Origin of the sequence: Clostridium sp. D33t1_170424_F3, assembly GCF_015667585.1 — a bacterium.
Taxonomy (GTDB): Bacteria; Bacillota; Clostridia; order Oscillospirales; family Acutalibacteraceae; genus Anaeromassilibacillus.
The window spans coordinates 36,597-61,488 of sequence record NZ_JADPEG010000006.1 but is presented as its reverse complement, the minus strand read 5'-3'; the positions used below and the strand labels follow the sequence as shown (position 1 = coordinate 61,488).

Sequence of the window (24,892 nt, the reverse complement as noted above, 5' to 3'; positions counted from 1 at the left end):
AATGTTATTTCAAATCTGTATCCTCTATTACTCTTTGAGATCTTGCTTACTTCCCAGCCCAATAAGCACCCATTGCCTCGCATCGCTATCATTTTCTCTTTTATTCCGCAAATAACCGATCCACCCTCTCTGCTAAATCTGTTCTCGTATCAGCCAAACCGCTGTAACGGTCATAAACATCCTCAATCGTGGAGTACCCCAACAGGCCTTTTAACTGCAGAAAGTTCGCTTGCCCCTGTTCTAACAAAATTGCAGCATACTGATCCCGCAGATCCTGTACGGACAAAGACGAAAGGCCTGCCTTTTTACACAGCCGGGAAAGCATGTTGTTCATATATGCGGGACTTCTTCTGTTTCCATCTTTTTGGCAACTGACATAGCCAAAATCATGATATTGACGCCCATATGTTTTTTTGTTGTTCTCTATAGCCGCTTTCTTGTATTGAAGCTCCCTCAATATAAGTGGATGAACCGATAAAACCCGGTTGCTGGAAAACGCCCCCAACTCTTTCTCTGTCTGGCTCAACCCTTTTCTCTCTCCCACCATATCAGGCTGTACCTGCCGCTGCACATGCACCGTCTTTTCATTTATATTGAAATCGGTAAACTTGAGCCCATAGATTTTCCCTTTCTTTAACCCACATAAAAGAGCTAGCAGTAACTCAAACCGGCCTTCACATGCAAACACAGCACGAAATAAGGTTTTTCGCTGTTCCTCATCCAAACGAACCAATTCTTTTTTCGGACGAGCCGGCTTCTTAACATTGACCATGGGATTATAGGCGATCAATTCTTGTCTGAATGCGTCTCCAATCGCCATACTAAAAAGCTCGTATAGCTTTTCTCCGTAGGAGGCTCTTTGCCTGGAAATCGCTGCGATCAACTGCGACAGGTAGTTTGAGTTGACACTTCCCAACAAAATATCGTCCATCTCCGGCAAAATGAGTTCTAAAACACGTTCATAAACCAAGCGGGTAACTCCCTTAATACTATCCCGGTTGTCAAACCACTCCTGCAGATAATCTCGGAATGCTATATAACTGGCATGCATACCTGGTTGCACTGCCGCATCATTATCATGCATTCGCTGTTGCTCGAATAGAAAAGCTGCGTATTCCGCCTCTTCTTTGGATTCAAATCCTCCTTTTTTCATATACTTGGTTTTCCCTTCTTCGTTTATGATCTTATAGCGGAAATACCACGAATTCCTTTCATAAATTACAGTGTTTTTCTCTCGCATTTTTGCATCTCCTTTTTTAATTATAGCAATACCAGACTTCTGATGAGACAAAAAACCAGCACGCATTATTTTAGCATAACATTGGCTACTCATTCTCCATGAGATCCAGCCCAATCTCCTTTATGTATTCGTCAATAATCTCACCGCAATCCCATATCGGCCATCCGTCCTCAGATGTTTCAATATCATCCGAACTGGATAATCCGTCGTTTTCTATAAACCATGCCGAAAATAACAGCTCATCTCTTGCCGGATCATAATTGATATAACCGACCTTCTTTGCAAATTTCAGCGCATTTTTCAATACTTCCTTTACAAATGCAGGTTCTCGCATAGGACATTCTACCGCACCCTTAAAGATTGAAACGACATGTGCCTCGCTCATCAAGCTCAGTCTGAGCTTGCCATAACGGCCAACGATATACTAGACAGCGTTCTCATATGCAGAAAACACAGCCTTGGATATCTTGGGCTTTGCAATCTGATTCAGCCATGCTTCAAAGAATTCGCTCACTCTCAAATCAGGATCAATAATGTAGGAATGATTTTTAAGGCTTTTCTCATGGTCTTTCTGGGAATGCTCCGCTTCTACTGCCGAGTCGCAGAATGGGCCTGAAAACCGAACTGTACTCTCGTCTTTGTAATGCAGCTGAATTTCAAAGCCATACCTATCCCCTGTTTGCACTACTTCCGTAATGTTAAAGTCGATGTAACGGTCCTTCAAAAATTGATTCATTTCCGCTCCTCCTTTTATATGCCAAAATGATTTCTTGTGAGATATGAAAACACAGCAAAGTGGTTTCCTTCTCCAACGTAAATATGAAAGACATTGAGTCCAAAATCAGATTCATTGATTCTTGCAAAGCAAATCCCCTCCGAATGATGTTTTATCATCCGAAGGGGATTTGCTTTGCTTTATAAAATGAAGATTTCTTATACGCTCTACCATTTCTTTTTTTGCTTACAATCTAAGCCTTTTTTGCCCCAATTCTTTACTGCATCCACTTTCTTTCATCTTCACTTTGAATCCATTGAAGACGAAAGGAGTGCACATATGGCACAGAAGAAGAAAAACGGACCCATTTCTGCAAAGAAAGATAAGGCCGCGCTGTACATCCGAGTATCTACCGTATATCAGATCGACAAGGACAGCCTGAAGGTGCAGGAACGGGAACTGATTAATTACACAAAGTTGGTTTTGAATATCAAGGACTATGAGATCTTTCGAGACGCCGGGTACTCAGCCAAGAATACAGACCGCCCGGATTATCAGAAAATGATGAGTAAGCTTCGAACCGGAGAATTTTCGCATCTGGTGGTTTGGAAGATAGACCGCATAAGCAGAAACCTATTGGACTTTGCGGAGATGTATGCGAAACTCAAAGACCTCGGTGTCGCCTTTATCAGCAAGAACGAGCAGTTTGACACATCTTCCGCCATCGGCGAAGCAATGCTGAAAATCATTCTGGTTTTTGCAGAGCTGGAGAGGCAGATGACGTCGGAGCGAGTGACAGCCGTTATGATTTCCCGGGCGGAAAGCGGCTCCTGGAATGGCGGCAAAGTTCCGCTGGGATACATTCACGATAAAAAGAAGAAAGCTTTTCACATCCATCCGGAACAGGCAGAAGTCGTAAAACTGATCTTTAATACCTATGAGCGGATGCAATCTTCAACGGCTGTGGCAAAGTTCTTAAACGAGAAAGGAATTACTACAAAGGCGGGTAACAAGTGGAATCCCTCCACTATTTGCCTTATCCTGCGCAATCCCGTTTATAAGGGTACTATGGTCTATAACAAGCGGCGTATCTCTGTGACTGGAAAATTAAAACCTGAGGATGAATGGATCACGGTCGACAACCATCATGCGGCTATCATTGATACAGAACAGTTTGAACGCTGCCATGCTTTGCTTAAGAGGAACATGATCGGCTCCGACCGTTCCACCTATTTTCGAGGAAATTGCCATGTACTGGCCGGTCTCCTCTACTGTGATTACTGCGGCTCCATGATGGCCGCCCAGATAGGCAAGCCGCTAAAATCAAAGGGCGGGATCATCCCCAGCAATTATTCCTGCTACAACAAACGGCACGGGCTGTGTGACAACCCCTTTACCAGCGATTCCATGATCGGTCCCTTTATCCTGAACTACGTCGCCAATATGTATCGGATTCAGAAAACCTTTGGAAAAAGCACTTCTATTGAAACATTGGAAAATAAACTTCTCCGGGGAGAAGCCTTCAAAGAGGTTGCGCACATTGAGACGACGGGCTTAAATCAGTTATATCAGGCACTTAAGACACAGGTGTTCTCTGAAAATCCCGTCTGTTATGAACCCAATCTTCCCGACCATGAAGCTGCACCGGATCAAAAGGCAATTTATCTCGGTGAAAAAAACAGCCACGAACGTGCGCTAAGCAGGCTTCATCTGCTTTTTATGTACGCCGATTCGGATATGAGTGAAACGGAGTATTTTGAAGAGAAAAGCAAACTGGAGGTAAAATTAGACGCGGTAAACCAAAAGCTATCTGAGCTGGAATCTGAGGAGATCTCCGATGTCACCAGTGAATACTTCACCGCGTTAGTCAGTAACTTTATCCTTGAAAACAGTCTGAACGAAGAACGGTATATCGATTACTTTGCTCTCAAGAAAAAAATTGACCCTATAGAGCTGAAGCTATTTTTGAATGCGGTGTTATCCAAATGCTATATCCGGCAGGGGCGTGTGGCGTCGATTGTTTTTCAGAACGGCTATGAACATCGCTTTATATACAAAGATGAGGAGGTGCAGGAAAATGACTAAGGCAGCAATTTACATTCGTGTATCTACTGTTATGCAGTTAGATAAAGAAAGCAGAGGCGTACAGAGAAATGACCTGATTCGGTACTGTAATGACATTCTTGGAATTCCAGATTATAAAATATTTGAGGATGCCGGTTTTTCCGCTGGCACCACCGACCGACCGGATTATCAGAAAATGCTACAGCACATACGGGCCGGAGAATTCACCCACCTACTGGTATGGAAAATTGACCGAATCAGCAGGAACATCATTGACTTCACCGATATGTATCATGAATTACAGGCGTTAGGGATCACCTTTATCAGTCTGGCTGAGCAATTCGATACATCCAGAATCGTAGGACAGGCGCTTCTAAAAATGATCCTGATTTTCGCCGAGCTGGAAAGGCACAATGCCGCAGAACGATCCAAGGCCGTTCTGCTTTCAAAAGCAGAAGCTGGAGAGTACACTGGCTTTCGAATCCCCTTTGGCTATCGCAGGGATTCGGATACCAAGGAGTATTCTATCGAAGAACCGGAGGCTAATATCATCCGACTGATCTTTGACATGTTTGACCAGGGAACCACGGTTTACACAATCGCCAAACACCTCAACACCCTCCCTCTAAAGGAGCGAGTCAAGGAAAAGTGGCAGATGCCCACAATCGAGCGAATGCTGACCAACATCTCTTATACCGGCGCTCTGCGATACAACTATCGCAGCTACACTTCAAAGAAAGAACAGGTTATAAACGATGAGAATGATTTAGTCCTCGTGGAAAACAACCATCCCGCTATTATCACCAAAGAACAATTTGAGCGATGTCAGCAGCGATATGCCGAGCGAAAAGATACGGTTTATCATGTGCGCAAGCCATTGTTTGCCGACCTGTTGGTGTGTAACGTACATCGAATCCCGCTTTCATGGCAAAAGGAGAACAAGCGAAAATTCTCATCCCCTGCGACGTATTCATGCCCTTATTGTTCTCAAAATAGCTTTACAGATGATAAGATCGGCAGTTTTGTGATGAACTATATTTTTAATCTGCTGCAGGCTTACGGACAGGTCTCTCCTTCCACATCCTCTATAACTCTAAAGAGAATGCTTCTTCGAGGCAAGGAATTCGATGGAATAACAACTCTCGTAAATGTAGAAGAAATCAAACATCCACTATTAGGAGATGGATCCGCAAAGGAGGATGTTCAGGATAAGCGGAAGAAGTTGAAATTTGAACTGCAGATAAAAGAGCGGGAATTAGAACGGCTAGAACTCTATGGACCAGATTCTTCTGATGTGCCAAATATTCAGATTGATCAGCTGAAAAGCACAATAGAGAGACTATCTGTGGAACTCCAACAGCTAGAAAATAACGTTGGAGCGCAATCGGTTCCGCAGGTTGGCTATTTGAAAACATGCTATGACTTCTTCAACCAGCGTAACCTATATCATTCTGATATTGATTTTTCAGGCTGTGTTAAGAGCATTCCATTTTATGACTTGAAGCACTTTTTTCAGGGCATCATTGCAAGGATATATGTGGAAGATGGGAAGATTACAGCGATTGAGTTTAGTTCGGAGCAAAAGAAGAGAGAGGTGCATCAGTTTAGATGATAATATGATAAATCGAGTAGGGGAGATTTTCTCTCCCCTCTCACACCACCAGTACGTGCCGTTCGGCATACGGCGGTTCAACATAACTTCAAAGCATGACGCTCATTATAATAGTCAAGACAGCTTACTAGCCCTGCTCTTCCTAGTACCTCTTTGGAAATTGCTCTGCTGACACACGTTCTGGTCGCAACCCAATAATAGCGGTCTCCGCAGTATGCGGTCAGCCTTGCAAGGTCTTTTCCTATCCCTAACTTCTGCAATCCCCATTGCCGTTTCTTCGGCACTTTCCACTGTTTCCAGATCATGATTCTGAGTCTTGTTCTTAGATGTGCGTCAATCTCTGCCATTGCCGTTTTCATAGAGCCCAGTGCGTAATAGTTTATCCACTCTCTCGTCACCTGGTTGATTTTCCCCATCTTGCTTGTGACTGTTCCAGGCATTTTCCTACTCGTCAGTTCTTTCAGTCTGGCTTTGAGTTTCTTCACAGATTCCTGATGGGGTCTGCACTTCCACTCTTTTGTCTTACTGTCCTTGTAGAACCCGAATCCGAGGTATTTCAGCTTCTGCGGTCTTGCGATGTAGGTTTTTGTCACGTTGACCTTTAATCCCAGTTTCCTCTGTATCCAGTCCGTCACTGTCCGCATAACCCTTTTAGCGCTTGATTCGCTTTTCACTGCTATCACACAGTCATCTGCGTATCTTGTGAACCGAAGTCCTCTCGCTTCGAGTTCTTGATCCAGTTCATTCAGCATAATGTTTGACAAGAGTGGCGACAAATTCCCTCCCTGCGGTGTGCCCAGTCTTGTTTCTTTATATCCCTGTGGCGTCATGACTCCTGCTTTCAGGTATTTACGGATGAGCGATTCCGTATCCCCGTCTTTGATTATGTCGTGGACTAGGCTCATAAGTCTGTCCTGTGGCACGTTATCGAAAAATTTCTCCAGGTCGATATCCACGATCCACTCATATCCCTCATTCAGATACTCCAATAATTGCCTGATTGCCATTTCACAGCTTCTGTTCGGTCTGAAACCATAGCTCCATTCCGAAAACAGCGGCTCACACATTGGACTTATTATCTGTATGATGCCTTGCTGGATTACCCTGTCCATTACGGTCGGTATTCCCAGTTTCCTCACTCCTCCGTCTGCTTTTGGTATTTCTACCCTCCTGACTGGCTGGGGTTTGTATTCCCTGCACCTGATTTGCTCCCTGATACTCTCCCAGTTCTCTTTGACATAGTCTCCGAGTTCTTCAACCGTCACATCATCTACCCCTCCTGCCCCTTTGTTGGCGCAGATTCTTTTGTAGGCAGCGTTCATGTTGTCTTTGGATAGTATCTTTTCTAACAGTTCTGACATTGCCTTGTGTGCTTTCTCCTTTCCGTTTTCATGGATTCGCCCTATGTGGTGCAGTATCTGCTCTTTTACGTTTCGCCCTTCCTGCTGTCAGGTATTCCATGAAGCATACATTTGATTACACGGTTACGTTGTTCAGCCCTTTGGCAGTGCCCATTTCAAAGCTCTGCCTACTACGGCCTCTGCTGACTTCTCGCAGTTCGTTGTTACTACGGCTAATGAAACCGCCTGCAAGACTTCACGGGATAAGCCTCCCAGCCTTTCCTCGTCTACCTGCCTGATTTACGCACATGGGTTACGGTTGCCTTTTGGACTTTGCTGTCTTAGGCCAGCTTATCCGCCAGGTACGCCTTATATCAGGTTTCTGTTCGTCAGGCTACGATTTCGCTATCCCTTCTTCTCGCCCACACTTCACAGTGTGAACCTTGGGAGTCGCTTTGGGGTTCGTCGGCAACTACGCCCCTTGTGGACTTTCACCACAGACTGACGGCATGCCCGTCATACCTATTAAAGGAGGGTACCTATTGGTACCCTCCTTTAAGTGTGATGGGATATTGTAAATATAATGCGAAGTTTGCTTGGACAATGCTTATCAAAGTGTACTTATCCGCGCTCTTTCTATTCAATGTCAAACCCACCCTCAAGGATAAACTTTCTAAAAACCTGATCCACTTTCATGTTGATCTGAAACGGCTTGATGGTAGTTCCTTCAAGCGTTTCTAAGAATGCTTTTGCCCTCTCCCTATCAACGGTTGCCTTCAGTTTATCAAAGCGTCCAAACTCATTGATGTTTGCTTCTGTGACTCTCAGTTGCATGAAGTCCCGTAGCATTGTCTCATCCGCGCCCAAAGCCTCTGCGAAACGGTGTAATTGGTCATTCTTTGCCCTGGTCATATACTCCGTGATGTAGTCGCGCAAAGTCTTACACTCGTCAACCATGATGTCACCGGTCTGTACATCGTGCAGGAAGATATTCGCATACTTCTGCTCTTCCTGCGTAAGGGTTGCAAAGGACTTATGCAATTCGTCCAGCACCGCCTCTATTTCTGTTCCATCTTGTAGGGACTTGAGATATTTGCTGAATCTGGAATTCATATAATTGGCGTCAATAACGCCGGTATTGATTTCAGTCAAATAAGAATCAATTTCATACGGGATATCGTCACCATCCAAACCTGTTCCATCGCTGGAAAAGAGCTCTTTATAACGAAGAGCAAGAATCAGATAAGTGGTTTCATCCAGATGAAGCCCGATGGTGGTTTTACCCGTTTCCGTTTCTACGTCATAAGAAAGTTTATTCCAAGTAAATCCTTGAATTTTAGCGGCTTCCAGATAGTTATTAAAACGCTTGAAAAGTTTGGCAAACTGGCCGCGCTCTGCGTGGTCTTCCGGCAGTTTTTCAAAATTATTGACTCCGGCGGAACGGAATATCGCCGTGATATCATCATACAAATCATTCAGCTTGCCCAGGTTATACTCCAGCTTGTCTGCAAATAAGCCAAGGGGCTTGTCGCCGGAATACAGCTTAAATGCCTCATCAATATTCCGCCGCATGGTGTACGGCTTACGGTAATAGCGAATTGTGCCAAAGGGCTTTTCCGGACCAAAAAGACGGTTGGTGCGGGAGAACGCCTGAATCAGCTTTTCATAGACTAAAACCTTGTCCATATAAAGTGTATTGATCCATTTGGAATCAAAGCCGGTCAGCATCTGATCCACAACAATCAGCAAATCAATCTGCTGTTCCGAGATCCGCTCCACGGATTTATACTGTTCCTTGTGCGCCAGGCGGTAGGAAACATCTTTTTTGAAGGTCGCATAGGTGGCCAGCTTGAATTTCATATCATAGCGGGCATTGTAATCTTCCAGAATCTCAACAATGGATTCTTCCTTAAAGATCGCCCCGCCATTGTTATCGATGCTGGGGTCAAACAGCGCCGTAACTTTCAGAGTGCCTTTTTCCTTGAAGAGCTTGTAATATTGAATTGCCTCCGAAATACTGCTGGTTGCAAAAATGGCATGGAACTTACCCGCCTGACTAAGTGTAACCCAGTTGTCCAGAATATCATCTACCACGGCGCATCGATGTTCTTCCCGATCATACTGCGAATTGGGCAGGTAATCTTCAATGCCTTTCCGATAGCTTCCATCTGCCTGAACAACTCCGGCCATTGGTACTTTTGTGTGATCCATGTAATGCAGATAAACTTTTTTCTTTCGGGGATCAGCGATTGCCTCTGCTTCGGTAGTTGCATTGGCTTTTTCGAGGGCAACCGCCTTGCGCAAATCACGGTCCTTGTATGTAGGTACCATATAGGGATCAAAGCCCAGAACATTTTTGTCCCGGATGCCGTCCGCAATGCTGTACCGGTGAAGTTCGTTGCCAAATACATCGGAGGTAGTGCTCATTTTCTTCTGGTTTTCTTTATGGATTGGCGTTCCAGTGAACCCGAAGAACATGGCGTTGGGGAAGGTTTCCTTAATTGTACGCAGCATCTCGCCGAACACATCGCGGTGTGCCTCATCGATGATAAAAACGATTCTTTTATCCCTGATTAACTCGATATCGTGGGCATTATAACTGCTGTTTTCTTGGATACGGCTCATTTTCTGAATGGATGTGACGATCAGTGTGTTTGCCGAAACGTCGCTTTTCAGTTTTGCCACCAGAACACTTGTATCCTCTGTGTCTTGGACAGAACCTGCATCATCGGCAAAACCGCGGTAATCCATCAGCGACTGTGTTCCAAGCTCCACACGGTCCATCAGGAACACCACTTTATCCGCGTCTTCTGAGCCGGCAATCAGCTGGGCCGATTTGAAACTGGTCAGGGTTTTGCCGGAGCCGGTGGTGTGCCAGATATAGCCGCCATGTTGATCCTTATCTGCCCAACGCCGCATGGCGACGCGGCCCGTAATGCGGGAGGCCGCGTAATACTGATAGCTGCGCATGACTTTCAGAATGCCGTCGGTATCGTCGGCAACCGTATAAAACCCAATCAGCTGGTGCGCCATAGGAATGGAGAGCAGATACTGGGCAATGTCCTTCCAGTTGTTCAGCGGCTCATTATTGACATCCGCCCAGTGAAAGTAAAAATCCTTGTTGAACATTCCGTCCGGGCCGGGGTTGGCGAAGTATACCGTCTCATCCGGCTGCATGGCAATAAAAATCTGAACCAGAGAGAACAGGCCGGAGAACACACCTTCATGGGCGTATTTTTCAATCTGGTTATATGCCTGGCTTACATCCACGCCGCTGCGCTTGATCTCACAGTGGATCAAGGGCATACCGTTAATCAACAGCATAAAATCGCCCCGGCGGTTGGGCAGAATCGCGCTTCTCGCCTGGAACACCGGCTGCTGGGCAATCTGATAGCGGCTTTGTCCGGCGGCGATCTCCCGCTGGTCGTAGATTTTCAGGCTGACCTCTTTGCCAAAGTGCAGCGCGTCGTCGGGGGTATCCCGCTTGATGGCAACCGTTTTGCCGTTGATAAAGCCGTTGAGCTTCAGCGGCGTGCGCAGCCGGGTAATCTGGTCAAGAATCTGCTGCATCTCGCCATCGGTCAGCGGAACATCGTTCAGGCGGTCTATCTCCCGGTTGTTTTCAAAGAGGATTTGTTTCCAGTTTTGGATAAGATCTTTCTCGGTTTTGTACCGCAGGATTTCCGGCTCCCAGCCATATTTTTCTGTCAGTAAGTTGATAAGCGCCGCTTCAAAGGCAGCTTCCTTTTCAAATGCCATGGCAGCCTCCTGTATCAGACAAACATTTTTTCCAGCAGGACTTTTTTGATGGATTGGAGTTTGTTAAGTTCTTGTTGAGAAAAATCAATTAAATTCTCTATATTCTTAAAATATGCTACAATTTTATCTTGCTCATCCTTTTCTGGTAACTGAATCTTTATGGTCGTATATTCCTCGTATGAAATATTAAGCAATCCGTCCATTCTTGCACCAGATGTAACAAGGCGGCGCAACTGCTTTTCTATTCCTTTGTTGTTTAAAACCCTTGATATAAAATAGGGGTTATGGTCGCTAATAGTGAAGCAATGATACACATACGGTATCCTTGCTTCATCTACCTCCAATGCAAAGCAGGAACCATATGGACGCAATTTGGATGCGCCATGGTTGTATGCCAGTTCACCTTTTTTCAAAACAATGTATTTTGCAAGACTATGCCCTGCATTATCAAACGAGTATCTGTCAGCTTGATCAATAAAACCACTTGCTGCCGTTATCATCATAATGGGTGCATATGAAGTCTTGTCGGTCCTTGTTATCTCTGATGTGATATCTTTCAGACAAATTGTTTTCCACACTCTGCTAAAGCCCCTAAAACGAATCTCTGGTACATCTGCACCATCTTTGGGGAACATTTTTTCGAGCATGGAGGCTTTGAGATCTTGGAGTTTTTCAAGCTTGGACTGGCGATGTGTAATGAGATTATCGATGTCTTCAAAGATAGATCCGATCTTAATCTGTTCTTCTTTAGCTGGTACGTCAACAATCATATCTTTGAATTTACCGTGAGCAAGAACTTTTTGTCCTGTTCCTTCCGCCGCCATTGAAAGTTGCTTTCTGATGCCATAATTTAATCTTCTGAGCAGAAAGTTGGAATCGCAGGCTTTAGGCACAAAAACAGGATAGTAATAACTGATAATACCTTTGTCTATTAGATCATTTCGATTGAAAACAAAAACATCCGTGTCGCTTCGACTTCTATATGTAAAATAGCCGAATGGCAAAACAAAGTACCCAATATTATCATTTGTAGTCACCTGACGGTCAGCAAAATACTCCTCTTGTCGAACAATTCCTTGTTGCTGAGAAGAAGTCAAAACCGGGTATTGATTTTGTACAATTGTTTTTTCTGTATAATCCTCAATCAATTCCCCAACTTTATACTGCTCCCACTCATTCGAAAACCCATGGAATCGAACCGCTGGCTTTTTTGTTTCTTTCATCTCATTTACCTTTCAGCCGCGATTGAAACGCACTAAGTCCTTTCATGTCAAATTCGCTGCCTGTAAGATCATCAATCATGCCGGCTAGCGCCGCCTCCGATTTCTGTATCTGCTTGTCCAACTCCAGATAGGTCTCGGCATACTTATCCGCAAGCGCCTGCACCGCCTTTTCCAGAGTAGCAATTATGGCCTCCGGCATAGCCCGCAGGGAGGCGCACAGGGGTGAAATCCATTTCAGGCGCAGCAATTCCAGGACTTGCTCGTCGCTCAGCCCTTCAATGGTCTCTTTGGTTTTCAGGTGCAGCGCCTCCGCGTCCTTTTTCACTTGGCTCTTAACAGTCTTTTCCTCTGTCATCAGCTTTTCCGCCTGAACCATTTTCCCCTCAAAGGAAACCTCCGGGAAGGTATAGGCCGCCCGAAGCGCCTTGACATACACGGAAACCTTCGCCTTGGCATAGGGAGAATTTCCCTCCACATTGGCCCAGCTGACTTCCTGGTGATTTTTGATATAGTCCATCTTTTCTGCTTTTCCGGCTTTTGCTTCCAGCAGATCGAGGTACCCCTGTAAGCCGTCCAGTTCGGGGGAAGAGACATCCCCATAAATCTCCGCCAGCTTTGCCGCAAACTCCTTGGCAGCAAAAGCGGTGTTGTCTTCGTTCAGGAAATCGCCGCGGTCGCCCTCGTCGATCGAGTCGATAATCTCGGTCAACTCCGCCGCTATTTCATCCAGCCGCGCTTCCTTTGCTCTGAGTGCGTCATAATCCTCCTTCAGAAGGGTGGTTTGCACCAAATCAAAGGGGATCACATGGCCAACCCAGCCATTCTGCACCTCTTCTTCCTTGTCGCCCTTCTTTTTGATGACCATATTGGGGTCAACCTGCTTTGTGGACTCAAAGCCTTCGGTCTGGACTATTTCAAGGTCGGTGGCAATTTTGCTCCACTGGTCGTCCAGAAGCTGATATGCCTGGTATTTGTCCAGAAGCGGCAGCGGCGCAATGCGTCCAAAGATATCTTGTGTAATGATGTCCTCTGTCTGGGAGACATTCAGCTCCATCATTTTTTTGATTAGTTCGCCGTCAAGATATGCGTCAAAGTCAGCAAACGCGGCCTGATGAGCGGCGACAAATGCCTGTACATCGGTGCTGCCCTCAATGGTTCCTTTGATGTTCTGGACAGCCAGCGCGGAATATGGGGTGTCATCGGACGCGAACAAGAGGTTTCTTAATCGGGGGAATGCAGTCCAATAGGGTTCCAAACGCTCAATCTCCTGGTTGGGAATTCCGCCAAACATGGTAGCGTAAATGTCCCATGTTTCCGGAGCATCAGAGGAATCAATATAGCGCGGGATATTCAAGTTGTAACCATTGCGGCGGATTTCCTCTTTGGAAACCAGCCGAGCGAATTTTTCAATACTTTGAGGACGGGCGGCAACCGCATCCACAATCCGCTTAATGTCGGACGCCATAAGCTTATTGGTCTTGCCTACCTTAGTAAAGCCCTTGGAAGCGTCAATAAACAGGACGTCGGATTCCTCGCGTTTTTGGCGCAGCACCAAAATAATCGTTGGAATACCCGTTCCAAAGAAAATGTTTGCAGGCAGGCCGATAATTGCTTCGATGTTGTTATTCTCAATTAGATTGCAGCGAATCTTGCCTTCGCCCTCGCCCTGTCCATCGGTTCCCCCCAGCGCATCGCCACGAAACAGAACACCATGGGGCAGAACAATGGTCATAATTCCATCCGGCTTAAGGTGATACAGGTCGTGCAGCAGAAACGCATAGTCCGCCTTGCCCTTGGGCGCAATTCCATAACGGTAGCGTGAATCGGTGTCTTTATGCGTCGGGTCCCAGCGCTGGGAATAGGGCGGATTGGAGATCACGGCATCTAGGTACAGCGGATTGTATTCCTGGGTCACATCATCATACATGGGCCAGTCCTGCTCCAGGGTATCGCCGCAGCGGGTGAAGATGTTATCCGGCTTGATTCCACGCATGATGAGGTTCATACGAGTCAGGTTGTAAGTGTTTTCCTTCAGCTCCTGAGCATAGTACATAATGTCATCTTTGCTTTTCGTGTACTTGGAAACGCTCTTGCCGATGGTAATGAGCAGAGAGCCGGAACCGCTTGTGGGATCGTAGATTTCAATTTTCTCTCTTCCTCTCAAATGATGGGCAACGATTTCAGACATGAGTTGAGATACTTCGTGAGGGGTGTAGAACTCACCGGCCTTTTTACCAGCATTGGCCGCAAAATTACTGATGAGATACTCATAGATGAATCCCAGAACATCATAGTCCTGCTTGCCATCCGTCGGAATATCCTTGATCAGCTGAATCAACTCACTGATCGACTTGGTCTGGCTGCTGGTACTGTCTCCAAGCTTACTCAAGCCAGTTTCCAAGGTGTTGAAAATTTTACTGAACACCTTTTTCTGCGTGTCACTGATCAAACGGTTAAATGCAGAGAGAGCCGTTCTGACATTATCCACAGTAAAGCTGTTGCCCTTCGCCAGCCAGGTGGAGAATAGATTATCGTAAGCAATAAAATATCCCAGCTCCCGCTGACAGTATGTCACCACGTCCGCATTGTTTTCATGCACGTATTCCCGGAGGTCGCTGTCCCTATATCCGTCCTTTTTCAGTCGATCGACTTCCTTGTCAGACAGAAATTTATAGAAAATAAAGCCCAAAATATAATCTTTATATTCATTCGCTTCAATCTTGGAGCGCATTCTGTTGGCAGACTCCCAAATTTTATTTGCAAGCTGTTGTTTGTTCATAAGTGAGATTCTCCAGTCCAATTATACTTAATCTAAACCAATTTTGCCGCAACCAGGGTCACCAAAGTCATGAGAGTTGACATATCTAATCAGCATCAGACTTTAGTTACCAAAAGAAAATATAAATGCAGTTAAAACTTGATCCTATCAAACATCCTTGGTGTCTCCTGCTTCATTTTGCGATTTTCGATTGCCTGGCACGATCTCTATAATGTCCTCAACACTGCAATTCAGTGCCGTACATATCTTCAGGAGTATCTCTGTGGAGACATGGCCGTTCCGGCCCATTTTGGTGACGGAGGCTGGGCTGATGCCTGCTTTCGCGCACAGATCTTTTTTCTTCATATCTTTGTCAATGAGCAGCTTCCAGAGCTTTTTATAACTGACAGCCATAAAGAGTTCTCCTCTATCCCGTATATGAAAAATACTCTGCCAGACGGCAGAGTATTGCAGAGATCCCGTCGCACTGCTGAGGCCTATCACAACACCGACAGTGTTGTTTTAATGATAGCATATTCGGTCAGAAATGGCAAGGAAATGATAAAATCACACGATTTTTAGTTTCCTAATTTTAAAGGCTGAAATACTATGAAGAATGTACGTGCCTTCCCTTGGCAGATAGGCTGCCTGCTCCACCTAAAACATCTTCTTGTTTAATCATTTAAATGGAACGGAATTTCATCGCACAATTATAAATATTTCTAATATTATACCGCACCTCTTGCTTATTTCAACCGTATTTCCCCTATTCGGTTGCTACTCGGCAGCACGAAGCTTTTATATTTTAAAGACAGAATTATACCCCGAAAATCGAAAAACTTGTGCATGCATACTCATACAACAGACAATCATATCCGTCTGTTTATGCATCAATATCCACATATTTATTCACGATTTTCCCTCTCAGACTTTTGCAAGAGTTTGGGGTAAAAACACCCTTTTGCCCCGATTTTGGCCCCAAAACGCCCAAAAAGTTGTTTTTAAAATTGGACGTCAAAAACCCGCAAAAGCCCAGTAACACTGCGCTTTTGCGGGTTCTTTTCCGCTCTAAATTTTTACTCACACCACGAGCATTGCATCGCCAAAGCTGAAAAACCGGTATTTCTCCTCTACCGCAGTGCGATAGGCCTGCATCGTATGTTCGTATCCCGCCAGCGCGGAAACCAACATAATCAGCGTGCTTTCCGGCAGATGAAAATTAGTCACCAGACAGTCCAGGGCCCGGAACGTATAGCCGGGATAAATAAAAATGTCCGTCCAGCCGCTGCTTTCCCGGATGCAGCCCTCTTTCTGCACTATGGACTCCAACGTCCGGCAGCTGGTTGTTCCCACCGCGATGACACGTCCCCCGCTACGTTTGGTTTCGTTAATTGCATCTGCTGTTTCTTTACTGATCGAATAATGCTCCGAATGCATCTTATGATCTGTAATTTTTTCTACTGTTACCGGGCGAAACGTACCCAGTCCGACATGCAGAGTTACAAACGCTACTTTTACGCCCTTCTCCCGAATCCGCTCTAATAATTGCGGCGTAAAATGCAGGCCCGCGGTGGGCGCGGCGGCGGAACCGATCTCTTTGGAGTAAACATTCTGGTACCGTTCCTTGTCCTTCAATTCCTCTGTAATGTAGTGCGGGAGCGGCATTTGGCCGATCTGATCCAAAATCTCATAGAAATTCCCTTCATAATGGAACTGCGCCAAACGGTTGCCGCCTTCAATGATTTCCAGAATTTCCGCATACAGCAGCCCATCCCCAAACACAAATCTGGTTCCCGGCCTGGCGCGCTTCCCCGGCCCCGTCAGCACTTCCCAGACGTCGCCCTCCCGATGCATAAGCAAAAGGAATTCCACTTTGGCCCCAGTGTCCTCTTTTACGCCGTAAAGCCGGGCCGGCAATACGCGGGAATCGTTCAGAACCAGGCAGTCTCCCGGATTCAGATAATCGATTACATCATAAAAATGCTTGTGCTCGACGGCTCCGGTCTTCTTGTTTAGAATCATCAGACGGGAAGAGTCCCGCGGCTCCAGCGGCGTCTGCGCAATCAATTCTTTTGGCAGGTCGTAATAAAAATCATGTGTGCTTAATGTTTCTTCCATCTTTTTTGATATCTCCTAGCATTTATTAAAACTCCATCTCCCAAAGAAGGAGGCTCGGTTTACAAAGAAAAAATTGACAACCTAAAAACCGCATGGTATGATGGTTACAACTTCATATACAAGGTAGAGGTGCGGTTTTAAAGAGTACCATGCGATAAGCTGCCAATGCTGTTATGCGCATTTGGAAAAGGGAAAACCGCCGAAGGGGAATCCGGGTTTGGCACGCGTTCCTCTGGTTGCAACAGTGAATAACTTTGTAACTGTCATCATATGATTTATGATGGAGCGCTATCGGCGGATCTTCTGTGGGGAAATACCGAACAAGTTCTATTATATTGATTTGGTGACCGGTTTTCAACCGGTTTTTTTATTACGCAGTTTCATTACCTGACATTTACCGGGAGAATCCGTATGAACAGAGTTATTTCGTTCCTGTGCAACATATATTTATAGGAGGCATATAAATCATGAAAAAGTATCATGTAGGAATCATCGGCGCAACCGGTATGGTTGGACAGCGGTTTGCAACCCTTTTGGAGAACCACCCGTGGTTTGAAGTGACCGCGCTCGCGGCAAGCGTCCGTTCCGCCGGCAAAACATACGAAGAGGCTGTTGGGTCCCGTTGGGCGATGACTACGCCGATGCCGGAAGCCATGAAAAATATGATCATCTTTGATGCATCTGCAGACGTTGAAAAGGTCGCGGCCCTGGCAGACTTTGTCTTCTGTGCGGTAGATATGAAGAAAGAAGAAATTAAAGCGCTGGAAGAAGCATATGCCAAAGCCGAATGTCCCGTTATGTCCAACAACAGCGCCAACCGCGGAACGCCGGACGTTCCCATGATCATTCCGGAAATTAACGCCGACCATGCGGAGGTCATCCACGCACAGCGCAAACGCCTGGGTACCAAGCGCGGTTTTATCTCCGTAAAATCCAACTGCTCTCTCCAGAGCTATGTTCCGGCAATCCATCCTCTGATGGATCTGAATGTCACAAAGGTGCTGGCCTGCACGTATCAGGCGATTTCCGGTGCTGGGAAGACCTTTAAAACCTGGCCGGAAATGCTGGACAATGTGATTCCCTTCATCGGCGGCGAAGAAGGGAAATCTGAAAACGAGCCGATGAAAATTTGGGGCCACGTGGAAAACGGACAGATCGTAAACGCTGCTTCCCCCTGCATTACCTCCCAATGCCTGCGCGTTCCGGTTTCCGACGGACATACCGCGGCAGTCTTCGCCTCTTTTGAAAAGAAAGTGGAGCTGGAAGAAATTATTCGCAGATGGGAAACGTACAAAGGCGTTCCGCAGGAGTTGGAGCTGCCCAGCGCGCCCAAACAGTTCCTGCATTATTTCCGTGAGGACGATCGCCCGCAGTCCCGTCTGGACCGCAACCTGGAAAACGGCATGGCTGTTTCCATTGGCCGCCTCCGCCCCGACACACAGTATGATATTAAATTTGTATGCCTGTCCCACAATACGCTGCGCGGCGCTGCCGGCGGCGCGGTTCTGATGGCAGAGCTTCTCTGTGCAAAAGGATACCTGGATTAAGGCAATCCAATTTATGTTACATTTTGGAGGTCCTACTTATGAAAAAAGTATTGTACACCGGTTCCGGCGTTGCGCTCGTCACTCCCATGCATGCAGACGGCTCGATCAATTACGAAAAATATGGCGAACTGATCGAATTTCAAATTGAAAACGGTACGGACGCCCTGATCGCCTGTGCGACCACTGGGGAATCCCCGGTTCTCAGCCATGAGGAACACTGCAAAGCGCTGGAGTACGCGATCCAAAAGGTCAATAAGCGCATTCCGGTAATTGCCAGCACGGGAAGCAACGATACCGCATATGCTGTGAAGCTTTCCCAGGAAGCGGAGAAGCTGGGCGCGGACGGCCTTCTGCTGGTCACTCCCTATTATAATAAAACTTCTCAGATCGGCCTTGTACGGCACTATGAGTATATTGCGGATCGTGTCAACACGCCGATGATGCTTTACAATGTTCCTTCCCGTACCGGCTGCAACATCAAGCCGGAAACGTATCTGGAGCTTTCCAAGCATCCGAATATCAACTCTGTTAAAGAAGCAAACGGGGATATTTCCTCTGTTGCGCAGAGTATTTCCCTTTGCGGCGATAGCCTGCATTTCTACTCCGGCAACGACGACCAGACGCTTCCCATGATGGTATTGGGAGGCAAAGGCGTTGTCTCTGTCTTCGCCAATATCCTGCCAAAAGAAATGCATGAAATCTGTGCAAAATTCTTCGCAGGCGACATCGAAGGAAGCCGAAACCTCACTTTAAAATATGTGGAGCTGATGAACGCTTTCTTTATGGACGTCAACCCTATCCCGATCAAGGCCGCCATGAATCTTGCCGGTTTTGATGTTGGAAATTGCCGTCTGCCGCTCACCACCATGGATGACGGCATGCTGAAGAAGCTGATTGCCATAATGGAGAAATATCAGTTGATCTGATACATCCCGATGGATCTCGGAGGACGATAAAATGACAAGAATTATTTTAAGCGGCTGCTGCGGGCATATGGGGCGCGTCATTGCGAACTGCGTCAAGGAACGTGAGGATTGCGAAATCGTCGCGGGAATCGACATTCACACACAGTCTCCCTATGCGTTTCCCATCTATGCGAAGCCGGAAGAAATCCAGAAAGAAGCGGACGTCCTGATCGACTTTTCCAATCCGGCCCTCCTTCCCCCCCTGCTGGTATTTGGGCGAAGCCGAAACCTGCCGCTGGTTCTGTGTACAACCGGGTACAACGCGGAACAGGTCCAGGCGGTAAAGGAAACAGCCCAAAGCATCCCCGTGTTTTATTCCCGCAATATGAGCCTGGGAATCAATCTGCTGATTGAGCTGTCTAAAAAAGCGGCGCAGGTTTTGGGACCGGAATTTAATATTGAAATCATTGAAAAGCACCATAATCAAAAACTGGACGCCCCTAGCGGCACGGCTCTCATGATTGCGGACGAAATCTCTGCTACGGAAACAAGGCCGATGCACTACATGTACGACCGGCATTCCCAGCGCAAAAAGCGCGACCAAAACGAAATCGGCATGCATTCTGTTCGCGGCGGCACCATTGTCGGCGAACATGAAGTCATCTTTGCCGGCCCTCATGAAGTGATCACGCTTTCCCATTCGGCACAGTCAAAAGAGGTTTTCGCCAACGGTTCCATCAATGCGGCCGTCTATCTGGCAAAACAGCCCGCAGGGCTTTACGACATGTCTGACTTATTAAAGTAAAGGGGAATGATTATGGATCAAGCAGTTATTACCACCTTGAACGATATTACGCTGGTCACGCTGCAAAATTGCCCGGCTGGGCTTACTTCTATCGCAAAGATTTTCCAAAAAATTTCCGAGCTGGGCGTCAATGTCGATATGATCTCCCTGGCTCCCACGCATGGCGCCTATACGACCATTTCGTTTACAATCAACGATGAGGACCTGGGGAAAATTTTGAAATTTACCTCCGCGCTGTACGACAACCACAGTATCAAGACGATCGTCAGCGGCGGCAATTGCAAAATCGCTGTGTATGACGAACGAATGAAGAACACCCCCGGCGTCGCCGCCAAGATTTTGCAGGCCGCCGCAGAGGTCGAAACAGACGTCCGTTTGATCTCCACCTCTGATGTAGAGATTTCCCTGCTGGTAACCTCCGCCGATTTTGAGCAAACGCTGGAATCTATTCAGAAAAAAGTAGAAGCGTAAGCCTGCTTGAAACCGCGGTCAACAAAAACAGCAGGCAGAGGCGCGCATTAACGGATTCAGAAAAAACAGCAACACCGTTCATGAGGAGTACCCTTTGAACGGTGTTGCTGTTTCCTTTTATAAAAGTTCCAGGATTCTGACTAAAAAGTACATCCTACCGTATCGGGAAGCGACCTTGGTGTAACGCCTGATGAAAACGAACGCTCTCTCCTTCTTCCTGATTCCTTTCTTTTAAAACGGAAAGCCCGCTTTTCAGGCGGGCTTTTTTGTTGCACTTTTTTCTTCGCTTTTCTGGTTTTCAGAGCAATCCCTTTTTAAAGCTCCTGCATCGCATCTTTCGCATGCCGCACATAAATCGCACGGATATCCGCGTACTCTCCCAATCCCTTTAATACGGCTTCCACCGAATAACCGTCCGCTTCAAGCGCAGTTTTCCAGGAACCTGTTTCGCCCGCCATATCGTTTCTCGCATGGTCGCCCGCCACAACCATTAATGGCGCAAGCACCACACGTTCCGGCTGAAACCGGCCGATCTGACGGCGAAGCTCATCCAATTCCGGGTACCCTTCCACCGCGCCGACAAAAACATTCTGCGCCCCCCGCTCTTTAAACACATAGTCCAGCGCGGCGTAAGCGGCGTTTGCAAAATGTACGGTCCCGTGTCCCATCAGAACAAGCGCTGTGCTTTCCGGCAAGGAGTACGCCTTCTGAATTGCCGCAGCAACCTCATGGTAATCCTCTGTCTGCGTCAGCAGCGGCCTGCCGCAGCAAATGTGGTCAAACCTGGCAGCATACTGCTTCACCACCCCGCACATATCTTCATATTCTTCTCCGTTGACAACGTAAGTCGGCTGGCATAGAATCGACGAAAAACCATCCTTCGCCAATCGGTCAAGCGCCTGCCAGACGTTTTCCGTCGGTTTCCCCTTTGCCGCCATCTTGTGCAGAATAGTCGGACTGGTAAACGCGCGGCGAACCTCCCAACCTGGAAAAGCTGCCCGAAATGCTTCTTCTATCGCGCCGATCGTCTTTTCACGGGTTTCGTCCACCATTGTTCCAAAGCTAACTGCCAGAATTGCTTTTTTTCCCACGATCCGTACTCCTTTATTCTCACAATTTCCGATCTTCCGCTAAATATAGCAGCGCATTGCAAATAGCCGCCGCCACATTGCTGCCGCCTTTTCTGCCGCGCGCAACAATATAAGGCGATTCATCTTGTAAAATCAACTCTTTCGCTTCCACCACATTGACAAATCCAACCGGCGCGCCGATTACCAGTGCCGGTTGAATCTCTTTTTTACAGATCAACTCATGCAGGCGAATCAGCGCCGTCGGCGCGTTTCCAATAGCAAAAATCAACGGGCCATCCAGACGCGCGGCATGCTCCATACTGACGGTCGCCCGGGTCACGCCGCGGTCTTTCGCCTCTCTCGCAACATCTGGATCCGCCATAAAACAAAAAGCCTCTCCGCCCCAGCGCGCAAGGCTTCTTTTGTTGACGCCTGCCTTCGCCATTTCCGTATCCGTTACGATGCAGGCGCCGCTTTTCAGCGCCGCGATCCCCTTTTTTACGGCATCCGGCGAAAAGCAGAGATTTTCCACATAGTCAAAATCCGCGGTTGTATGGATCACCCGTTTGATCACAGGCGCTTCCTCGGAACGTAATGTTCTGCCCCTCAATTCCGATTCAATGATGGAAAAGCTGCGTTTTTCAATTTCTCCCGGCTGTATGGTTTCAAACTGCATAAAGTTCTCCTTTTAAACACCCTGCTTTAAAATCCGGTAAATCATACGCATGTCCAGATTTTTTCGCAGAGCTTCCGCCAATAGATTGTACTGCGTCTCTTTAAACGCCTGCTGATCAATTTCGGGAAGCGCATCTGAGGGCAGCCCTTTGCGATGCAGCAATGACCGCACCAAAGCGGCGGCCGCTTTTCCGTCAAAAAAGCCGTGCGCATAGGTACCATAGACATTGCCGGATACCGCGCCGTCCTTCTTTTCCTCTTTTCCCTGTTCCGTCATTGTAACAAAGGGCACGGTTCCCGGTTCCCGCTTGGTTCTCCCCATATGAATTTCATACCCCTCAAACGGCGTGTTGGAGAGTTCCTCCAAAATACCGTTTACCTGCAAAACGGAACCTTTCACACGGGTACGAACCTTTTCTTTTTCATACACAGTGGATACCGGAAGCAGTCCCATTCCTTCCATCTCTCCACCGCCCTCCACGCCGAACGGATCGCTGATCGTTTTGCCCAGCATCTGGTATCCGCCGCAGATGCCCAGGACAGGGTTCCCCTGCTTTGCATAGGTCACAATACAGGCTTCCAGCCCGATTTCCCGTATCCATTGCAAATCCCCCATTACATTTTTCGTGCCCGGAAGCAGCACCATATCCGGGCTGCCGAATTCCCTGACAGATTCCACATACCGCACGGAAACGCCGGGCATTCTGGCCAGTGGGTTAAAATCCGTAAAATTGGACACCTTTGGGCAGCGGATCACCGCAAGATCGATCAAGCCCCCCTGTGCCTTTTGATGTAATTGCTCCGAAAGGCTGTCTTCATCATCCAACGCAACTCGTAAATAGGGAATTACCCCTGCAAATGGTACATGCGTGCGCTTCTCCAGCATGCGGAGGCCCGGTTTTAAAAGCTCCACATCGCCGCGGAACTTGTTAATGACCATCGCCTTAATCATTCCGCGCTCCGCAGGGTCCAACAGCTCCATGGTCCCATAGAGGGACGCGAACACGCCGCCGCGGTCAATGTCCCCCACCAGCAGCACCGGCGCCTTTGCCAGCTTCGCCATGCCCATATTGACAATATCGTCCTGTTTCAGGTTGATCTCCGCCGGGCTTCCAGCTCCTTCCAGAACAATGATATCGTTCTCTGCCTCCAAGGACTGGTACGCCGCCAGAATCGGGGCGACCAGCTGCTTTTTAAACGGATAGTACGCGGACGCATCCATATTGCCAATCGGCCTGCCGTTGACGATCACCTGCGAACCGGTGTCATTTGTCGGTTTCAGCAGGACAGGATTCATCCGCACCGAAGGCTCTACACCGGCGGCTTCCGCCTGCATCACCTGCGCGCGTCCCATTTCCAGCCCTTCCGAGGTGATATAGGAATTCAGCGCCATATTCTGTGATTTAAATGGCGCGACCCGGTATCCATCCTGCTTAAAAATGCGGCACAGACCAGCGACTAAAAAGCTCTTTCCCGCATTTGACATCGTCCCCTGCACCATGATTGCCCTTGCCATCCGGCATTCACCCCTTTAAGCTGTTTTCCAGCGCATCTATGAGCCGCTCATTTTCTTTTCGCCCGCGCACGGCAACACGCAGGTAACGGTCGTCCAGCCCCCTGTAATTTCCACAACCGCGCACCAGGATTCCCTTGTCCGCAAGCCGTTTTTGAACGGCCCCCGCATCCTCTATACGGAATAAAATATAGTTGGCCTCCGGCGGATAAACTTTTGCTCCAAGCTGTTCCAGATTCCGCGCGAGCCACACCCTCTCCTGCCGTATGAGACGGTTCGTATCTTTCAAATAGGCCTCATCTGTCAATGCCGCAATTCCCGCCTTTTGCGCGGGTATGGAAACGCTCCACGGCTGTCCCTCCGTATACAATGCGTCTATGAAGCGGAGGTCTGCGCTGAGCGCGTAACCGCACCGCAGCCCAGGCATGGCAAATATTTTTGTAAACGCCTTTAGGAGAACCATATTCGGATATGCGTTCAGATGCGGCTTCATTGTATGGTTTCCCGGTTCATCCAGAAAGTCATTAAAGCATTCGTCCACCACCAAACGGATGGAACAATTCTTACATCGTTCTACAATCTGCAAAAGCAGGTCCTTCTTGATGGTCCGCCCGGTTGGATTATTGGGATTGCAGAGAAATACAATATCCACTTCCGGCGTCAGCTCCTGTAAAAAATCTTCCATGAGCGCAAAATCATTTGTATCTTTCAGCGAATAAAACCGGCACTCACAGCCTACCGCTGTCAATGCCTGTTCATATTCTGCAAAGGTTGGAACCGGCAAAAGCGCTGTCCGCGGTTTTGCCGCAGCGGTAATGCGAAAAATCAGATCCGCCGCGCCGTTGCCGCACACAATCTGTTCCGGAGAAACGCTCTCATATACGGAGATCGCGTCCCTAAGCGCACGGCAAAGCGGATCCGGATAATGCACACACTCTTCGAGGGAATCCATCGCCGCTTTTACCGCCCCGGGGGGCATTCCAAGCGGATTGATATTCGCGGAAAAGTCGAGCGGCGCTTCTCCCTTCTCTCTTTGCAGCGAGTAAATATCGCCGCCGTGTATCAAATTCACAAACA

General features: G+C 47.5%; 19 protein-coding genes and 1 riboswitch. Of the genes, 6 read left to right on the top strand and 13 right to left on the bottom strand.

What is annotated here, in order from left to right:
• Positions 1-100: 100 nt before the first annotated feature.
• The 3 genes from I4V53_RS05435 to I4V53_RS05425 all read right to left on the bottom strand — a co-directional run bounded on the left by I4V53_RS05435 (position 101) and on the right by I4V53_RS05425 (position 1,976).
• Positions 101-1,240 carry an Arm DNA-binding domain-containing protein gene (locus tag I4V53_RS05435; protein ID WP_195984372.1) on the bottom strand — a complete coding sequence of 380 codons (1,140 nt, stop codon included), beginning with the start codon at positions 1,238-1,240 and terminating at the stop codon, positions 101-103.
• 85 nt (positions 1,241-1,325) lie between these two features.
• Positions 1,326-1,625, bottom strand: coding sequence for a hypothetical protein (locus tag I4V53_RS05430; protein ID WP_195984371.1), 300 nt, complete (start codon positions 1,623-1,625; stop codon positions 1,326-1,328).
• 39 nt (positions 1,626-1,664) lie between these two features.
• Positions 1,665-1,976: a hypothetical protein gene (locus I4V53_RS05425; RefSeq protein ID WP_195984370.1), complete on the bottom strand. Its 312-nt coding sequence runs from the start codon at positions 1,974-1,976 to the stop codon at positions 1,665-1,667.
• 174 nt (positions 1,977-2,150) lie between these two features.
• On the opposite strand from I4V53_RS05425, the gene I4V53_RS05420 reads away from it, so the two are divergent.
• The gene (locus I4V53_RS05420; RefSeq protein ID WP_195984369.1) at positions 2,151-4,040 is read left to right on the top strand and encodes a recombinase family protein; all 1,890 of its coding nucleotides are present in this window, start codon (positions 2,151-2,153) and stop codon (positions 4,038-4,040) included.
• Positions 4,033-5,631, top strand: coding sequence for a recombinase family protein (locus I4V53_RS05415; protein WP_195984368.1), 1,599 nt, complete (start codon positions 4,033-4,035; stop codon positions 5,629-5,631). The genes I4V53_RS05420 and I4V53_RS05415 overlap by 8 nt, the downstream gene beginning before the upstream one ends.
• Before the next feature lie 77 nt (positions 5,632-5,708).
• On the opposite strand, the gene ltrA is transcribed toward I4V53_RS05415, so the two are convergent.
• From ltrA to queA, 6 genes are all read right to left on the bottom strand, one after another.
• On the bottom strand, positions 5,709-6,992 hold the full coding sequence (gene ltrA / locus I4V53_RS05410) for a group II intron reverse transcriptase/maturase (protein WP_195984367.1): 1,284 nt from the start codon (positions 6,990-6,992) through the stop codon (positions 5,709-5,711).
• A gap of 615 nt (positions 6,993-7,607) precedes the next feature.
• A complete protein-coding gene (locus tag I4V53_RS05405; protein ID WP_195984366.1) occupies positions 7,608-10,730 on the bottom strand; it encodes a type I restriction endonuclease subunit R in 3,123 nt (1,040 codons plus the stop codon).
• A gap of 14 nt (positions 10,731-10,744) precedes the next feature.
• Complete coding sequence (locus I4V53_RS05400; protein WP_195984365.1) at positions 10,745-11,953, bottom strand: restriction endonuclease subunit S; 1,209 nt, start codon at positions 11,951-11,953, stop codon at positions 10,745-10,747.
• A 1-nt stretch (position 11,954) separates the two neighbouring features.
• Complete coding sequence (locus I4V53_RS05395; protein ID WP_195984364.1) at positions 11,955-14,732, bottom strand: type I restriction-modification system subunit M; 2,778 nt, start codon at positions 14,730-14,732, stop codon at positions 11,955-11,957.
• Positions 14,733-14,879: 147 nt separating this feature from the next.
• Positions 14,880-15,125 carry a helix-turn-helix domain-containing protein gene (locus I4V53_RS05390; RefSeq protein ID WP_195984363.1) on the bottom strand — a complete coding sequence of 82 codons (246 nt, stop codon included), beginning with the start codon at positions 15,123-15,125 and terminating at the stop codon, positions 14,880-14,882.
• Positions 15,126-15,791: 666 nt separating this feature from the next.
• Positions 15,792-16,829 carry a tRNA preQ1(34) S-adenosylmethionine ribosyltransferase-isomerase QueA gene (gene queA / locus I4V53_RS05385; RefSeq protein WP_195984362.1) on the bottom strand — a complete coding sequence of 346 codons (1,038 nt, stop codon included), beginning with the start codon at positions 16,827-16,829 and terminating at the stop codon, positions 15,792-15,794.
• A 116-nt stretch (positions 16,830-16,945) separates the two neighbouring features.
• Positions 16,946-17,128, top strand: a riboswitch (Lysine riboswitch).
• Between the two features lie 168 nt (positions 17,129-17,296).
• On the opposite strand from queA, the gene asd reads away from it, so the two are divergent.
• Genes asd through I4V53_RS05365 form a run of 4 tightly spaced genes read left to right on the top strand, consistent with a single transcriptional unit; the run spans position 17,297 to position 20,557 of the window.
• Positions 17,297-18,376, top strand: coding sequence for an aspartate-semialdehyde dehydrogenase (gene asd, locus I4V53_RS05380; RefSeq protein ID WP_195984361.1), 1,080 nt, complete (start codon positions 17,297-17,299; stop codon positions 18,374-18,376).
• A gap of 38 nt (positions 18,377-18,414) precedes the next feature.
• Complete coding sequence (gene dapA / locus I4V53_RS05375) at positions 18,415-19,302, top strand: 4-hydroxy-tetrahydrodipicolinate synthase (RefSeq protein WP_195984360.1); 888 nt, start codon at positions 18,415-18,417, stop codon at positions 19,300-19,302.
• 31 nt (positions 19,303-19,333) lie between these two features.
• The gene (gene dapB, locus I4V53_RS05370) at positions 19,334-20,086 is read left to right on the top strand and encodes a 4-hydroxy-tetrahydrodipicolinate reductase (RefSeq protein ID WP_195984359.1); all 753 of its coding nucleotides are present in this window, start codon (positions 19,334-19,336) and stop codon (positions 20,084-20,086) included.
• 12 nt (positions 20,087-20,098) lie between these two features.
• The gene (locus tag I4V53_RS05365) at positions 20,099-20,557 is read left to right on the top strand and encodes an ACT domain-containing protein (RefSeq protein ID WP_286167038.1); all 459 of its coding nucleotides are present in this window, start codon (positions 20,099-20,101) and stop codon (positions 20,555-20,557) included.
• A gap of 314 nt (positions 20,558-20,871) precedes the next feature.
• Here I4V53_RS05365 and I4V53_RS05360 read toward each other — a convergent pair whose 3' ends face one another.
• Genes I4V53_RS05360 through cobD form a run of 4 tightly spaced genes read right to left on the bottom strand, consistent with a single transcriptional unit; the run spans position 20,872 to position 24,887 of the window.
• Positions 20,872-21,648: a sirohydrochlorin cobaltochelatase gene (locus tag I4V53_RS05360; protein ID WP_195984358.1), complete on the bottom strand. Its 777-nt coding sequence runs from the start codon at positions 21,646-21,648 to the stop codon at positions 20,872-20,874.
• Between the two features lie 19 nt (positions 21,649-21,667).
• Positions 21,668-22,303 carry a precorrin-8X methylmutase gene (locus I4V53_RS05355; protein ID WP_195984357.1) on the bottom strand — a complete coding sequence of 212 codons (636 nt, stop codon included), beginning with the start codon at positions 22,301-22,303 and terminating at the stop codon, positions 21,668-21,670.
• Positions 22,304-22,315: 12 nt separating this feature from the next.
• Positions 22,316-23,818 (bottom strand): cobyric acid synthase, encoded by a 1,503-nt coding sequence (locus tag I4V53_RS05350; protein ID WP_195984356.1) that lies wholly within the window; start codon positions 23,816-23,818, stop codon positions 22,316-22,318.
• A 7-nt stretch (positions 23,819-23,825) separates the two neighbouring features.
• Complete coding sequence (cobD, locus tag I4V53_RS05345) at positions 23,826-24,887, bottom strand: threonine-phosphate decarboxylase CobD (protein ID WP_353616478.1); 1,062 nt, start codon at positions 24,885-24,887, stop codon at positions 23,826-23,828.
• Between the last annotated feature and the right edge of the window lie 5 nt (positions 24,888-24,892).

Bases quoted from the DNA above. Each gene is read 5' to 3' on its own strand.
- I4V53_RS05435 (WP_195984372.1), bottom strand. From the start codon at position 1,240: ATGCGAGAGAAAAACACTGTAATTTATGAAAGGAATTCGTGGTATTTC.
- I4V53_RS05430 (WP_195984371.1), bottom strand. From the start codon at position 1,625: ATGAGCGAGGCACATGTCGTTTCAATCTTTAAGGGTGCGGTAGAATGT.
- I4V53_RS05425 (WP_195984370.1), bottom strand. From the start codon at position 1,976: ATGAATCAATTTTTGAAGGACCGTTACATCGACTTTAACATTACGGAA.
- I4V53_RS05415 (WP_195984368.1), top strand. From the start codon at position 4,033: ATGACTAAGGCAGCAATTTACATTCGTGTATCTACTGTTATGCAGTTA.
- ltrA (WP_195984367.1), bottom strand. From the start codon at position 6,992: ATGTCAGAACTGTTAGAAAAGATACTATCCAAAGACAACATGAACGCT.
- I4V53_RS05405 (WP_195984366.1), bottom strand. From the start codon at position 10,730: ATGGCATTTGAAAAGGAAGCTGCCTTTGAAGCGGCGCTTATCAACTTA.
- I4V53_RS05400 (WP_195984365.1), bottom strand. From the start codon at position 11,953: ATGAAAGAAACAAAAAAGCCAGCGGTTCGATTCCATGGGTTTTCGAAT.
- I4V53_RS05395 (WP_195984364.1), bottom strand. From the start codon at position 14,732: ATGAACAAACAACAGCTTGCAAATAAAATTTGGGAGTCTGCCAACAGA.
- I4V53_RS05390 (WP_195984363.1), bottom strand. From the start codon at position 15,125: ATGGCTGTCAGTTATAAAAAGCTCTGGAAGCTGCTCATTGACAAAGAT.
- queA (WP_195984362.1), bottom strand. From the start codon at position 16,829: ATGGAAGAAACATTAAGCACACATGATTTTTATTACGACCTGCCAAAA.
- asd (WP_195984361.1), top strand. From the start codon at position 17,297: ATGAAAAAGTATCATGTAGGAATCATCGGCGCAACCGGTATGGTTGGA.
- dapA (WP_195984360.1), top strand. From the start codon at position 18,415: ATGAAAAAAGTATTGTACACCGGTTCCGGCGTTGCGCTCGTCACTCCC.
- dapB (WP_195984359.1), top strand. From the start codon at position 19,334: ATGACAAGAATTATTTTAAGCGGCTGCTGCGGGCATATGGGGCGCGTC.
- I4V53_RS05365 (WP_286167038.1), top strand. From the start codon at position 20,099: ATGGATCAAGCAGTTATTACCACCTTGAACGATATTACGCTGGTCACG.
- I4V53_RS05355 (WP_195984357.1), bottom strand. From the start codon at position 22,303: ATGCAGTTTGAAACCATACAGCCGGGAGAAATTGAAAAACGCAGCTTT.
- I4V53_RS05350 (WP_195984356.1), bottom strand. From the start codon at position 23,818: ATGGCAAGGGCAATCATGGTGCAGGGGACGATGTCAAATGCGGGAAAG.